This is a genomic window from Enterococcus sp. AMC1623, from assembly GCF_058216495.1.
Window position 1 is genome coordinate 1,111,088 of the sequence record NZ_CM177096.1, and the last position, 14,183, is coordinate 1,125,270.

The window sequence follows — 14,183 nt, forward strand, 5'->3', positions numbered from 1 at the left end:
ATTTACATATATTTTTATTAACAAAAATATATAAAATTTAATTAAAATTAACAAAAACATTGATTTAACAACATTTATATTTTGTGATTATTTTATCAAACGTCATTTTTTAAACTTGATAAAAATTGAACAATAAACCATAAAAAAGGGACTCTGTATTGATACAGAGTCTCTTTTCAGTGTTCATTATACAACAGTTTCGTCATTTGTAATTGATGGGTCTGTTATTTCGATAACTGATGTTACCTCGCCACCTTGTTTTTCATCCATGACAAAAGAACCATTTGAAGTACGATCATTTATAGCATAACTGTCTGTAGAAATCAGTTGTTCTTCCCCTTTTTGATTTTGCAGACGAAGCTGTCTATTCTCGCCATTCCCCATATAAACAATCCGATGCGGATGCGCTTTTAGCTCTCTTAAAACCATTAAACCACGTTTCGCACGACCTAATTGCGTTAATTCTTGGGCTAACATCCGTTTGACAGCCCCTCGCTGTGTAACGATAACAATTGGTGTATCCCCTTCAGAATAGACCAATGTACCATTTACAACCGAATCTCCTTCTTTGAGATTCATTGATTTAACACCTGCTGCTTTTGGTCCCACAACAGGTACTTCTGTTAATGGATAACGTAGACCAAAAGACTTTTCACTTGCTAAAAAGACATCTAAATTTTCCTCTTGATTAACCAAGAAGACATTTGTTAATTCATCTGTTTTTGATTTGAACTTAATAATTGTTGTCGGACGACTCTTATATGTTCGCCACGATTCAAATTCCGTCATACGTGTTTGTTTAATTAATCCTTCTCGACTAATTAAAACAAAATTCTTCAATGGATTTAATTCATTATACGTAAATACACCTAAAATGGACTCATCTACTGAGAAGTTCAAAATTGTTTGCGAGATGTGTTCGCCAATTTCTTTCCAGCGCATGTCAGGTAATTCATGGATCGGTCGATAAATCACATTCCCCTTATTAGTAATCAATAATAGATGATCCAGTGTATTTGCTGGTCCGGTATATAAAACATAGTCGCCATCTTTCATCCCAAGCTCTTCTGGTTTTGAAGCTGCATAAGATCGGAGACTACTGCGTTTAATATACCCTTCATGCGTAACAGATATCACGACATCTTCTTGAGGTACTAAGACTTCTGTTTCAATTTTGATTTCTTGAATTTCGTCTTCAATTCTTGTCAATCGCGCCTGACCATATTGTTTTTTAACTTCACGCAATTCTTTTTTAACTACTTTTAATAATTCAGTTTCATTATTAATAATTTTTTGCAGGTGAGCAATGATTGCGGCAAGTTCTTCTGCTTCTGCTTTTAATTGTGTGATATCGGTATTCGTTAAACGATATAGTTGTAACGTAACAATTGCTTCTGCTTGTACTTCTGTAAATTGATGTTCAATAATCAAGTTATTTTTGGCATCTTTTTTATCTTTACTTCCACGAATAGTTGCAATAACTGCATCTAAAATTGACAAGGCTTTAATTAAACCATCCACTATATGTTGTCTAGTTTCTGCTTTTGCAAGGTCATAGCAACTGCGTTTTAAGACGACACCACGACGATGCTTGATATAGCTTTCTAGAATTCGTTTTAATCCTACTTGCTGTGGACGCATTTCATCAATAGCAACCATATTAAAGTTGTAGTTGATTTGTAACTCCGTATTTTTGAACAAATAATTCAAAATTCCTTGAGCATTCACATCTTTTTTCAATTCCACAACAATTTGTAACCCAGTTCGATCGCTTTCATCACGAACTTCAGCTATTCCTTCGATTTTTTTATTCAAACGAATTTCATCCATTTTCTTAACAAGAGTTGCTTTATTTACTTCATAAGGGATTTCATTAATAATGATTTGTTGCTTGCCGCCACGAATCGTTTCAATACGTGTTTTCGAACGTAAAATCACTTTTCCTTTGCCTGTTTCATAAGCTTTTTTGATTTCTTCTTTCCCTTGTAAAATACCACCTGTTGGAAAATCTGGACCTGGAATAAATTCCATCAATTTATCTAAAGAAGCTTGAGGATGATCAATCAAATAAATCGTTCCATTAATTACTTCATCTAAATTATGCGTTGGAATTTCTGTTGCATAACCAGCAGAAATACCGGTAGAACCATTTACTAGTAAATTGGGATATTTTGCTGGTAAAACAGTTGGTTCCTTTTCGGTATCATCAAAGTTCCAGACAAAATCGACCGTTTCTTTTTCAATATCTTTTAATAATTCACCACTTAATTGTGATAAACGTGCTTCAGTGTAACGCATCGCAGCAGGAGGATCTCCATCCATACTTCCGTTGTTTCCGTGCATTTCAATCAAGATTTCACGTAGTTTCCAATCTTGACTCATCCGAACCATTGCTTCGTAAATACTGCTATCGCCGTGAGGATGGTAGTTCCCCATAATGTTCCCGACAGATTTAGCAGATTTTCGAAACCCTTTTTCATGGGTATTCCCATCTTTATTCATCGCGAATAAAATCCTACGTTGCACCGGCTTTAAACCGTCTCGAATATCAGGTAATGCTCGTTCTTGAATGATATATTTAGAATATCTTCCAAAGCGATCTCCCATGACTTCTTCCAATGTTAATTCTTGAATATTGTTTGTGTGTTCCAAGAGATCACCTCCTAATCATCAAATAAACTTAACTCTTGAACGTCTTGTATAGATTGTACTTCAATTTCAGGTTCATCTTCTTTTTTCTCCAGAATACTACCTTCTTCTTCTAATGAAAATTGAACATGAGATTCAATCCATTTGCGTCTCGGTTCAACCTTATCACCCATTAACGTTGTCACACGACGCTCAGCTTTAGCAGCATCATCAATTCGAACCCGAATTAACGTTCTTGTTTCTGGATCCATAGTTGTTTCCCATAATTGTTCAGCATTCATTTCACCAAGACCTTTATAACGTTGAATCATGTAACCACGACCAACTTTTTTTATCATTTGGTCCAGTTCTTCATCGGTCCAAGCATATTCAATAATCTCTTTTTTCCCTGTACCTTTAGACACTTTATACAATGGCGGTAAAGCGATATAAACTTTCCCAGCTTCAATTAATGGTTTCATATAGCGATAAAAGAACGTCAATAATAAGACTTGAATATGTGCCCCATCAGTATCCGCATCAGTCATGATAATTACTTTGTCATAGTTACAATCTTCTATTGCAAACTCCGGACCGACACCTGAACCGATTGTATAAATCATTGTATTAATTTCTTCATTTTTTAAAATATCTTGCATTTTAGCTTTTTCAGTATTAATTACTTTTCCACGCAAAGGTAAGATCGCTTGAAATTTGCGGTCTCGCCCTTGTTTAGCAGAACCACCAGCTGAATCTCCTTCGACAAGATACAATTCATTTTTCTGAGGATTACGAGATTGCGCAGGTGTCAATTTTCCTGAAAGCAGAGATTCACCTTTCTTACGTTTCTTCCCTGTACGGCTTTCTTCACGAGCTTTACGAGCGGCTTCTCGTGCTTCTCGTGCTTTAATAGCCTTACGAACAAGCATTTGACTCATTTCACTATTTTCTTGTAAATAAAAGCCTAATTGCTCACCTAAAACAGAATCTACTGCGCCACGCGCTGCTGGTGTTCCTAATTTTTCTTTGGTTTGTCCTTCAAATTGCAACAAGTTTTCTGGAATACGCACAGATAAAATGGCAGATAGCCCTTCACGGAAATCGCTACCTTCTAAATTTTTATCTTTTTCTTTTAATAGATTCACCTTACGCGCATATTCATTAAAGGCTTTCGTCATAGAAGTTTTTAACCCAACTTCATGCGTCCCGCCATCTTTTGTACGTACATTGTTAACAAAAGATAGGACATTTTCTGAATAACCATCATTATATTGGAAAGCAACTTCTACTTCGATGCCTTCTCGTTCACCTGAGAAATACGCAACTGGCGTCAATGTATCTTTCTCTTCATTTAAATAATCAACAAATTCTTTAATCCCTTCTTCATAAAGAAAAGTTTCTTCTACTTTTTCTTCTCCGCGAAGATCCGTTAGCGTAATGCTTACACCACGTAATAAAAATGCCGATTCACGCAAGCGTTCTGCTAACGTTGTATAAGAAAATTTCGTTACTGAAAAAATAGTGGCATCCGGTAAAAAGTGAACCTTGGTTCCATTTGGTTTTCGGGTCTTACCGATTTTTTTAAGCGTTCCGTCAGGTTTTCCACCGTCTTTAAATTTCTCTTGATACTCTACACCATCACGAACAATCGTGACAGTTAGCCAAGTAGATAAGGCGTTTACCACACTGGCACCCACACCATGTAAACCACCTGATGTTTTATAACCACCTTGTCCAAATTTACCGCCAGCATGTAAGACAGTGAAGATAACCTCAACTGTCGGGATTCCAGAAGCATGCATTCCCACGGGCATTCCACGTCCACTATCTTGAACACTAATGCTATTATCTTCATGAATGGTTACACTAATTTCTTTTCCATAACCTGAAAGAGCTTCATCGACAGCATTATCAAAAATTTCATATACTAAATGATGTAAGCCTCGGCCATCTGTCGAACCGATATACATCCCGGGTCTTTTTCTTACCGCTTCTAATCCTTCTAAAACTTGGATTGAGGCGTCATTGTATTCATTGGTTTGTTTTTTTACCAAAGCTAGCGCTCCTTTTTCAAAATTTACTCGAATCATTATACATCATATTTGTTCCACTAAGCAAAAAATTCGTGAAAAACAAGAAAAAAATTCTAAGAAGAAACTTTCTCTTAGAACTTTTTTTCATACTTGCATTTACGCCATCTTTGCTAATTCAATTTTAATGCAACGATTCATTACAATAGCTGTTCGACCTGCTGTTTGCAACATATTTGCTGCTTCTTCATTTTCAATCCCCAATTGTGCCCAGTAGACTTTGGCATTTGTTTCTAAAAAATCTTTCGCAACATCTGGTAAAAATTCACTTCGTCTAAAAATATCCACAATATCGATTTCTTCAGAGATATCTTGCAAACGTGCATATACAGGTTCACCAAGAATTGTTTGACCTGCTAATACAGGATTTACAGGAAAAATACGATACCCATGCTCTTGTAAAATTTCAGCAATTTTGTAGCTAGTTCGATCTTCTTTATTACTCAATCCAATCACTGCAATGTTTTTTGCCTCTTTTAAATATTGTTGAATTACTTGTTCACTTGGGTTTTCAAAACTCATGTTGCATCCTCCTTTGAATATTTCGTTCTTTTTTATTGTTGCAATACGTAATTCATGCTAAAATTGCTCTAGTTCTTTTAAGAAAGTTGGTCATTATGAAAATTATAATTTTATTGGTCATTGCTTATTTATTGGGTTCTATTCCCTCTGGCGTATGGATTGGAAAACTCTTTTTCAAAAAAGATATCCGTCAATTTGGTAGTGGAAATTTAGGCACAACCAATACCTTTCGTGTCTTAGGAAAAAAAGCTGGAATCATTGTCTTAGTAATGGATATTTTAAAAGGAACACTGGCTACTAGCTTACCTGTTATTTTTCATATCACTACAATTAACCCTTTATGGTTTGGTGTTTGTGCTATTTTAGGTCATACATTTCCAATCTTTGCTGGCTTTAAAGGTGGCAAGGCGGTGGCTACTAGTGCGGGAATGCTGTTAGGTTATCAACCACTTTTCTTTTTATATTCGACAGTTATTTTCATCATCTGCTTGTTTTTCACTAGCATGGTTAGTCTAGCAAGTATGATTGCTGCCGTGCTTATTACTTTATCAACCTTTTTCATCCCTTATATTGCGCCAATTATTTTAGAAAAGCAAGATTGGCTATTAACTATTATCGCCATCTGTGTGACTGCTTTTATTTTTTATCGTCACAAAGACAACATTCAACGGATAAAAAAAGGAACAGAAAATAAGGTTTCCTTTGGTCTAAATAAACCGAAAAAATAAGCTGGGTGTATCCATCCCAGCTTATTTTTTATTTCACTGTTATAAACTGGTATACACAATAGGTAGAAACTACTTAAACCTTTTAGCAAATATATACCTTAACAGTACCACTTTATCAACTTGATTGCACCTATTAAGTAACTCAAGTTTATTCAAATTTCGATTAATCTAGGCTCACTATATGGGTGGCTCTCTTAATACATAGAGATAAATTTCCTGCACGATTAATTATATTTTTCTCAATCGATTTTCTATACTCACCCGTATAAAAATATACTATTCCGTCTTTATAAAATCATTTAATTATTAATCTATAAACACCTGAATAATTCATAGCTCTAAATTTAACCTGTTTTTTTGAACAAATTGCCAATTTTTAAATTAGGCAGATACTTTCTTCCAAAATAATGTGTTTTCGAACAGGATGCCTACGGAAGAAGATCATAATAAAAATTATTTGTCTATTTAAGGGCAGACGAATCCCTTGAAAAAGAATCGGTTAAAAAATTTGTGTGATAACTAGTCTAAATCCATTGTTTGGATCGCCGCAGGCGTTCAAAAACCTTATAAAATTCAGTTTGATACACATGATAACTTGACAGTTTGAGATAGACCTGTCTCCCAGTCTGAACAAGTTTACCGGCTACTTTAAGCAATATCAGCCGGATGGAATGAATCGTCATGCCCTGGTTCACTTTATCAAAACCAATGCTTTTTAAAAAATTAACGAGGTTGTATGCAAGGACACTGATCATCATTCTGACATGATTTTCTAAGAAACGCGGGCTATCTGTTTTATCGAAGTAAAAGCCACCTTTCGCTTCTTTGATGAAATTTTCCATTGTTCCTCGCTTGCCGTAAAGAGAAAATATGACTTCAGGCGAGACATTGTCGGATAGATTAGTCACAATAAACGCATGATGAAATAGCAATTCTCCTCCTTCACGGACGGAGCGTATACAGACACGACGAGGTTTCGACCAGGATTGTGCTTGATAAGGTAGTGAAAAATACTGCACTTCTCGCTCTTCCCATTCTTGATTGTCCCCGTAAAGAACAGAATGTTCAGCTAACTGACTTAACCTCCGATTGCTCTTTAATCGGATAACGTACTGGCTTTCAGTTGCTTCACAAGACTCATACACCTCTGGTGTGGCGAAGCCGCTGTCACCCCGAACCAATATCTCGGTATGAGGTAACGTGCTCTTGTAGTGGTGTAAAAGCGGGTTGATAAAGGCTTTTACCCCTTTAGATGTGTACTGATTGCCTGAACGCAGTTCAGCTTTTAAGAAATCTCCGGTCAGTCCATCAAAGGCAACTAATGGGTGATAGCCGTAGGTTTGATAATGGGCATTATAATCTGTTTGTTCTTGGCGTCCAAAGGTATCCGAATGTGTGGAATCGACATCAATGATTAACTCGGTGTCATTGCGAATTAAACGTGCTTTATCAATCAATGACTGATTTAATGCTTGGAGTTGATCGATGTTCTCCTCGGTGAAACGATCCAGAAACCGTGAGATTGAGGATTGTGATGCCAACTGTTTTTTACCGAGTACAGCTTGAAAGACAGGATCCCGTCTTAATAGATTAGCTGATGAGTCTGCCGAGTAACCAGCAATTAATTGCATAATAAGCTGTTCCAATATCGCTAAGTTATCATGGGTAAAATAAGCCCGATGATCTGTAATATGGAGCCATTGTTTAGCTAAGTGCGAAAAGCCGAAGGTATTCATTAATTCTTTAACCAGGACTAACCCCGAATCACTTGATAGACGACCACCGGTATGTGAAATAGTGATATTTGAATTGAATTTAACTTGATTTTTGTGTAAGCTAGTCATGAGAAGAACTCCTTTCTTATGGTTGGTTTCGTCACCTTTACCATAGCAGAATGGGGTTCTTTTTTCATCACTTAAGGGGTGAAACTAAAAAAGTAATTATCAGACTGCCGTTAGGCAGTTTCAGACGGTTTCAATTAAAAAGTATGAATTATTCAGGAAACAATATATAGTTTAAAACTCATACATTTTTTTCGGAATGATTTTAAATTTATAAATATTATTTTGTTTCGCTTCTTGCTTTTTGAAGTTAGGTTTTATATAAAGATAGAACTCTTCTTGCTTATCATAATGATTATAGTAATTGTAAAATTTCCCTTTTGCGAATTCCACTTCTACAAGAATTGTTCCCTCTTTATTCGGAGCCAACAAAATATCATTTTTTGACGTTTCCGCCATCATATAACTCGAAAAATTTTGATACTTAGCAAAAAAAGAAATGTACTTTTTTTCTAACAAATCAATTTCTTTATCTCCAATATTTTTGACTTGAATAGCTAACGTTGTTACTATATAGTTTCGTTCCATATCTTCCTTATATATTTCTTCAATACTAACAATTTCTTTTAAAGTGTACTCTATATCTTCAATATTAATACTTTCTCCTACCTCAACAGGTATTTCTGAGGTTTCATACATTTGATTATTTTTATTAACAGCTTTAATCCTTAGTAAGGAAATAATAATCAAAAAGAGTATCAAGAATATTATACAGTTTTTCTTAATCCATTTCATTTAAATGCCCCTCGCTAATTCTAAGCCTAATATCCGTTATTCTAGCTAAAAATTCAGAATCATGACTAGCAATAATAATAATCTTGTTCTTTTGACGTTCAGAAATCAATATCTGTTCGATCGTTTTTATACCATCTTCATCTAATGCATTAGTTGGCTCATCAAGTATAAGTATTGATTGATCTTCCATTATAGCTTGAGCAAATGCTAACCGTTGTTTCATACCTAATGAGAAATTTTTATATTTCTCCTTTTCCACATTTAAAAGACCAATTTTACTTAAAGTTGATCTAATTTCATTATCAGTTATTTTATTGTTAATAGATGCAAGAAATTTCAAATTCTGAAAAGCCGTCAAATCATTTATAAACTGAGGATTCTCAATAATAATACCTGTATCTTCTAAGTGCTCAATATCATGTCCAACAATTTTTTCTCCAAGTTTAACTTCTCCCGCATCATAAGAAGTTAAACCTGTAATTACCTTTAATAGCATCGTTTTTCCAGAGCCATTAGGTCCAGTTATTCCTATAATTTGACCAGATTGAGCTACAAAAGATATATTATTTAAAATCCTTCTTTTTTTTATTGTTTTTGTTACATTTTTTATTTCTAATTTGCTCATTTACTTACTACTTCCTCTCATAAAAAAATGACTACACGAAATCAAGAAAACAATAATTGACCAAGTAATGGCTAGATTTCTTGATATAAAAACTAACTCCCATTGGTTAACCATTAATGCGTTCAAATAGATTCCTTTTCCAACTAAGATGTTCACAAAAATTAGAATCATTACTATAACTAAACTGATTTTTGGAGAAATTTTCATGGTCATATATTCGTAAAATATCCCCGAAGAATACAATACCATCCATGACGTTAAAAGTATCTTAGCAAGAAAATAGTCTATCTCTGAGTTGGCATTCGGATTAAATTGTGTATCTAAAATCAAAGGGATAAAAAAGTATACGGTCACAAAAAAGAAACTTATACATAACAGAGAAAGGTTCTTTAAGATTGAAAATGTGTGCTTTGTTGTCCGTATTCTCAAATAAACTCCTGTAGAAGTCCAATCTTCATATCTCGTGGACCCTAAAAATAGAAAATATAAAACTATAATAAAATACCACATAAAGGGAAAAGAAAAAATATCTTCATACAACAAATCTTTTACCATAGCTGGCTCAACACCAAGTAAAAATTCCATGCTATACACCGATAAATAAGAATAATCCTGATAATTTATATATTTAAAAAAAGTATATAGTAATATTAAAATAAACATTAATACCATTTTCTTTACAGTTTTCCAACGAATTAAAATTTCACGTTCAACTATTTTCCTATTTATAAAAGAAAATGTGTTTAGAAAAATTAGTATACACACTGCTATATTTCTAAAAAAATACAAAGGTGAAAAAGCATTCAATCCTGCTATATTAAAAAAATAAATAAGTTTTGACGAAAAAAAGAAATAATCAATGATAGGAATAATACTCATAGATAGACATAATATCAATGATATTTGATTTTTTAATAAAATAAGGAAAAGAAAGCATATTATAAACATAATAATTTGTTGATTAATTATTGTGCCTATATAAGTAAATTCAAAAGAAAAATAAGTTTGTTTTTTTATAGCAAGAATACATATCGCCGCCAATATGTATAAAAATGAATAGAAAATACTAGCAAATAAAGAATAATAACTTGCCAAAATAATCTTTCTAGATGGGTTCATTCTTATTTGAGCTATTTTTGAATAATAACTATTGGTGACAATTCTAAAAAATAAAAAATAAAATGGAAGTATCAATATACTTATATAGTATTCATCAATAATAAGTGTGTATCCGGATTGACCTATTTTCAAAATAAACTCAGCTGAATAATTAGCAGCCAGTAAGAAATATAAAAAATAAGGAATATAAATTTTCTTATAGTGCATAAAAATATTAAAATACATTTTTGTTAGTCCTCACTCCGTATGTCTTAATATATAGTAATACAGTGATAAAATGATGCCAAACAAACATAAAAAAAGAATGCTTGTGCTGATTAATGATACGTTATAAGCGTGTACCGAAAGAGTAACAAGCGGTGACAATTTATGTTTTATTGGTATTACAAGTAATATGAACGGAAAAATTACTGCTAAAGAGAATAAATACATCTGCTTATTTACAAAATATCCCAATAATAAAATCAAATTATTTATTAGTAATACATATATAAGTGCAATACCAATGTACATCAGCATGTTGATTAAAGGATGGTTTTTGAATAACTCTTGGCTAAATGTTTGTCCTGGAATTAATGGATATGCTCTCATATAATCTGTAAACTCGTTTGGTTTAATTAATGGAAAGAACAAGCTGTTCAAATATATATTCAAAAATAAAGTTGAAAGTGTTACAAATATACTGATAATAGAATTAGTGAGTAACATTGAATTTAAATACGTTTTTTTGGAGGATCTAATTAAATAAAAATAGGAGAAAAAGTTATTTTTTTCTTTTAATAAGTGTAACGAGAACGGTAGACTTGAAAGTGGAAATAGTAGAACCAACATGATAAACAAAAAAGAACCACTAGAATCTCCCGATAAAATCCAGGCATAAGATAAACTTCTTGGAACTTCTTCTGGATTAGCCAATTTTTCATTCATCAAATTGTATACTACTTGAGAAATAGAAATTGTCCATAGAATTAATAAAGACAAATAAATAATTTTTTCTGACAGAACTTGATGTAATCTTTTCTTTAACAAATTTTATATCTCCATTCATTTATATTATAGGCAGGTCATTGTATTAAATTATAATAAACTGATTATTTAAGGTAAAACATATACGCCACTTTCTCGAGTATAATCTGGGGACCAATTCCCAGAAATAGTTACTTTTCCCAAAGTACTAGCAATACCTCTAAATCGAGTTGGAACTTTATTGAATGTCTCATATGCCGAATTATACACTTCATACTTTCTTCCAACTGCAACGGTTCCACCATTTCCGACGTTTACCCATCTATTCTTTCCATTAGCTTGAGGCTTAGCATTAAATGTAGTTATAGATCCATCACTTGTTTTAGTAACACTAATATACATTGAGGAGCTTGTCTCCTTTGTTCTAGCACCAGTATAGTGATTACTAGCAGGTCCCCAAAATTGGAATGAATAAGGCTTATCCTGAGTATCTGCAAATCCAATGAATGATGTAAAAAGAGTGGTTACAATAAAGATAAATGCTCCTCGTGACAAAATTTTACTTTTCATAAAAAACTTCCTTTCTTATGACCTGCCCCAAATTATCTTACCATAACTGATATGTAAAAAATGTTTTGGTCGTAAACGTCGTGAATTCATGCCTGAACGTCATGTTTATTATAATTGTATACGTCATACAATAACGAAGTATATTTTTTCTGTAGAGTATCTAAATAAAAAGACAGTTGATTTAGCCTTTGCTACACTTTTCATGCTTTATGATCTAATCGTTTTAGACTAGGTTATCTCATAAAGAGGTAATTTTTTTATCCCCTCTTTTATCATCTCAAGTTGCAATTTCTATTACAAATTACCATGTATGATACTAGAAGTTACTAGTTAAAAAATTTTATCAACGACATAATAACATTCCTGTTATAACCGCTCATGGATTTCGTCACACACATTGTAGCCTGTTGTTTGAATCTGGTGCATCCATGAAAGAGGTACAAGAGCGATTAGGACATAAAGACATTCAAACAACGATGAATATCTATGCTCATGTGTCACCAGAAAAAGTGAAAGACACTGCATCTAAATTTGCTAACTATATGGCTTTTTAGTGTGAAGTTTATTCAAAAGTTTATTCATTTATATTTATCTAACAAAAAAAAGCCTAGAAATCTTGATTTAACAAGGTTTCTAAGCTTCCATTTAAACTTATTTTTTATTTCACTGTAATCGAATACTTTGTCTCAAATACTTCATGAGCATCTAATTTACGAATGCCCAATTTTTCTGTTAGTTCACCACTTGCATCATGGGTATCTGCAATGCCTTCCCATGGTTCAATACATACAAAAGGTGATTCTACTGGATAAGTAGACCAAATACCAACATACGGCATGTTATTATAAGTTAATGTTACACTATGTGGTGAATTTTCACTACGAATCGAAAATGAATTTAAACCAATTGTTTCAAAAATCAATGCATCATTTTTGAATAAATCATGCGTTAAAGCAATATTCGTATTTGTTTGTCCAAGCGTCCGCTGATCTAAATTTACATAGCGGCCACGCAAAGGAACAATAACACGAGATTTCATTGGTGATGGCTCTAAAAAATAATCCTCAAACGACAACCCTTCCTCTAATGGCACATTAAAAGCTGGATGTCCTCCAATTGAAAAATACATTTCTTCACCTGTAGGATTTTCTACACGGTATTTAACCACAATACCGTCTCCTCCTAATTCATAAGACAAAACTAATTTAAAATCAAAAGGATAGACTTTTTTTGTTTCTGGTGTGTCTTCTAAGATAAAACTTACTGCATCTTCTTTTTGTTCCAACACGCTAAATTCCATATCGCGAGCAAATCCATGTTGCGGTAGTTCATAGGTTTTCCCTTGATACGTATATTGATTGTCTTTTAAAGAACCAACAAATGGAAATAAAACTGGTGCATGACGAGCCCAATGTTTGGGATCAGCTTGCCAAATGTATTCAATCTCTGTTTCTTTACTTTTTAAGCTCTTTAACTCTGCTCCATGTGTTGAGATAACTGCTTTTAAGTGAGGTGTTTCAATTGTAATATCCATTTTATTTCCCCCTTAGAGTTTAAAAGTTTACGCTTTATCTAGTTCATCTTTAAAGCGATGATTCAATACTTTTAAATAAGTCCCTTTCATCCCTAATGAACGCGATTCAATGATGCCTGCTGATTCTAATTTACGCAAAGCATTCACAATCACTGAACGCGTAATACCAATTTCATCTGCAATATTGGAAGCTGTCAAACGGCCTTCATCACCTTCTAATGCATTAAAAATTGCTTGTACAGCTTTTAACTCGCTATATGACAAGGTATTTACTGCCATTTGAACAGCTGTTGCACTACGAATATCTTCTTCAATATTACGTGATGTTTGGTATAAAATTTGCATTCCTACAACTGTTGCACTATATTCTGCCAAAACTAAATCTTCATCATCAAAAGAATCCGTAATTCTTGAAAGAATAATTGTACCTAAACGTTCACCCGCACCAAAGATTGGCACAACAGTTGTTAAACCATGAGGATATAACTCACGAGATTCAACAGGAAATGCGGTCATATCACTATCAATTGTAATATTAGCTTCTGTAGCATTTAAGTTATCAACCATATCGGTATAATTTTTTGGAAATTGTTTCTCAACAAACATATTTTTTACACGCGCATTGTTCACATCATGTTTTTCATTGAAGCCTAATAAGCTTCCGTTACTACTGATAATATACGCATTACTATCTAAAATATCCCCTAAAATAATCGCCATTTTATCATAAGGCAAATCAGAATCCATATTAAAAGTATTTTTTTGTTGTAATAATTCGTTAATTTGTCTTGTTCTTTCTAAAAGTGTGGTCATCTTTTTCTCCCT

Annotated in this window: 12 protein-coding genes and 1 pseudogene; 2 read left to right on the top strand and 11 right to left on the bottom strand. The window is 33.2% G+C overall.

The features are described from left to right. Nucleotides 1-186: 186 nt before the first annotated feature. From parC to AC4BC7_RS05525, 3 genes are all read right to left on the bottom strand, one after another. The gene (gene parC, locus AC4BC7_RS05515; RefSeq protein WP_490504083.1) at nt 187-2,652 is read right to left on the bottom strand and encodes a DNA topoisomerase IV subunit A; all 2,466 of its coding nucleotides are present in this window, start codon (nt 2,650-2,652) and stop codon (nt 187-189) included. An 11-nt stretch (nt 2,653-2,663) separates the two neighbouring features. After that, complete coding sequence (gene parE / locus AC4BC7_RS05520) at nt 2,664-4,682, bottom strand: DNA topoisomerase IV subunit B (RefSeq protein WP_490504084.1); 2,019 nt, start codon at nt 4,680-4,682, stop codon at nt 2,664-2,666. 135 nt (nt 4,683-4,817) lie between these two features. Beyond that, nucleotides 4,818-5,240, bottom strand: coding sequence for a CoA-binding protein (locus AC4BC7_RS05525; RefSeq protein ID WP_490504086.1), 423 nt, complete (start codon nt 5,238-5,240; stop codon nt 4,818-4,820). A gap of 95 nt (nt 5,241-5,335) precedes the next feature. Here AC4BC7_RS05525 and plsY point away from each other — a divergent pair, with 95 nt between their 5' ends. Beyond that, the gene (gene plsY / locus AC4BC7_RS05530) at nt 5,336-5,968 is read left to right on the top strand and encodes a glycerol-3-phosphate 1-O-acyltransferase PlsY (RefSeq protein WP_207940883.1); all 633 of its coding nucleotides are present in this window, start codon (nt 5,336-5,338) and stop codon (nt 5,966-5,968) included. Between the two features lie 524 nt (nt 5,969-6,492). On the opposite strand, the gene AC4BC7_RS05535 is transcribed toward plsY, so the two are convergent. The 6 genes from AC4BC7_RS05535 to AC4BC7_RS05560 all read right to left on the bottom strand — a co-directional run bounded on the left by AC4BC7_RS05535 (nt 6,493) and on the right by AC4BC7_RS05560 (nt 11,824). After that, on the bottom strand, nt 6,493-7,812 hold the full coding sequence (locus AC4BC7_RS05535) for an IS1380-like element ISSsu5 family transposase (RefSeq protein WP_002338419.1): 1,320 nt from the start codon (nt 7,810-7,812) through the stop codon (nt 6,493-6,495). A 171-nt stretch (nt 7,813-7,983) separates the two neighbouring features. After that, the gene (locus AC4BC7_RS05540; protein WP_207940884.1) at nt 7,984-8,544 is read right to left on the bottom strand and encodes a hypothetical protein; all 561 of its coding nucleotides are present in this window, start codon (nt 8,542-8,544) and stop codon (nt 7,984-7,986) included. After that, nucleotides 8,531-9,169: an ABC transporter ATP-binding protein gene (locus AC4BC7_RS05545; protein WP_207940885.1), complete on the bottom strand. Its 639-nt coding sequence runs from the start codon at nt 9,167-9,169 to the stop codon at nt 8,531-8,533. Before AC4BC7_RS05545 ends, AC4BC7_RS05540 begins: the two co-directional genes overlap by 14 nt. Next, a complete protein-coding gene (locus AC4BC7_RS05550; protein WP_207940886.1) occupies nt 9,170-10,513 on the bottom strand; it encodes a hypothetical protein in 1,344 nt (447 codons plus the stop codon). It abuts the gene before it with no gap. 12 nt (nt 10,514-10,525) lie between these two features. Continuing rightward, nucleotides 10,526-11,317, bottom strand: a complete 792-nt coding sequence (locus tag AC4BC7_RS05555; RefSeq protein ID WP_207940887.1) for a hypothetical protein — start codon at nt 11,315-11,317, stop codon at nt 10,526-10,528. Nucleotides 11,318-11,383: 66 nt separating this feature from the next. After that, nucleotides 11,384-11,824 (bottom strand): DUF2712 domain-containing protein, encoded by a 441-nt coding sequence (locus AC4BC7_RS05560; RefSeq protein ID WP_207940888.1) that lies wholly within the window; start codon nt 11,822-11,824, stop codon nt 11,384-11,386. 341 nt (nt 11,825-12,165) lie between these two features. Between AC4BC7_RS05560 and AC4BC7_RS05565 the strand changes: the two are divergent. Further along, a pseudogene (locus AC4BC7_RS05565) lies at nt 12,166-12,378 on the top strand (tyrosine-type recombinase/integrase); the annotation flags it as partial. Between the two features lie 104 nt (nt 12,379-12,482). On the opposite strand, the gene AC4BC7_RS05570 reads toward AC4BC7_RS05565, so the two are convergent. Further along, on the bottom strand, nt 12,483-13,358 hold the full coding sequence (locus tag AC4BC7_RS05570; RefSeq protein ID WP_207940889.1) for an aldose 1-epimerase family protein: 876 nt from the start codon (nt 13,356-13,358) through the stop codon (nt 12,483-12,485). A 27-nt stretch (nt 13,359-13,385) separates the two neighbouring features. Next, complete coding sequence (gene codY / locus AC4BC7_RS05575) at nt 13,386-14,171, bottom strand: GTP-sensing pleiotropic transcriptional regulator CodY (protein ID WP_207940890.1); 786 nt, start codon at nt 14,169-14,171, stop codon at nt 13,386-13,388. Nucleotides 14,172-14,183: the final 12 nt, after the last annotated feature.